The following is a 585-nucleotide window of genomic DNA, read 5'->3' as shown; positions in this document are numbered from 1 at the left end:
CGGTGGCGCGCGCGCATCAGGTCCGTACGGACGTCCTCGCGGGCCCTCACCAGGTCCCGGGCCGCCTCGCGTCCGGCGCCGGGGACCCGTACCGCGGTGATCTGGTCCAGCAGGTTCAGCCGGGCCAGGTGCTCGGCGTCGCGGACGTCGGTCTTGACCCGGTCCCCGGGCGGGCGCTGGAGCTTCGAGGGGGCGGCGACGATGCACGTGAAGCCCGCGGCGTTCAGGGCCCGCGCGAGCCCGAAGCCGGTCGGGCCGGCCTCGTAGGCGATCCGCACCGGCGGGGCCAGCCCGGTGACCCAATCGATGATCCCGGCGTGGTTCGCGGGCAGCCGTTGGCGGGTGATTTCCCCGGTCCGCTGGTCGATCGCGCAACCGAGGACGCTGCGGGCATGGACATCCAATCCGACATAGGTACGCTGATTCATGGCTGGAACCTCCAGACGTTCAAATGTGGCTCTACCAGTCCATACCCGCCCGCCCCGGGCGGGAAGAACCAGCGGGACTGGCAATCCACGCCCTGCTTTGAACCCGGGGTTCCAGTCCTACGACTCCGAACCGGCGCCACACCTCATATCGTCTAGC

The 585-nt window shown here is 70.3% G+C and carries 1 protein-coding gene; it reads right to left on the bottom strand.

The annotated features are described in order from the left end of the window. A partial coding sequence (locus tag ACETWP_RS17290; RefSeq protein ID WP_373973532.1) for an IS110 family transposase occupies positions 1–428 on the bottom strand: 428 nt, incomplete at its 3' end. Positions 429–585: the final 157 nt, after the last annotated feature.

The sequence above is a fragment of the Arthrobacter halodurans genome (assembly GCF_041877255.1).
GTDB lineage: Bacteria > Actinomycetota > Actinomycetes > Actinomycetales > Micrococcaceae > Arthrobacter_N > Arthrobacter_N halodurans.
The sequence above is the reverse complement of the archived record's forward strand: the minus strand, read 5'-3'. Positions and strand labels throughout refer to the sequence as shown.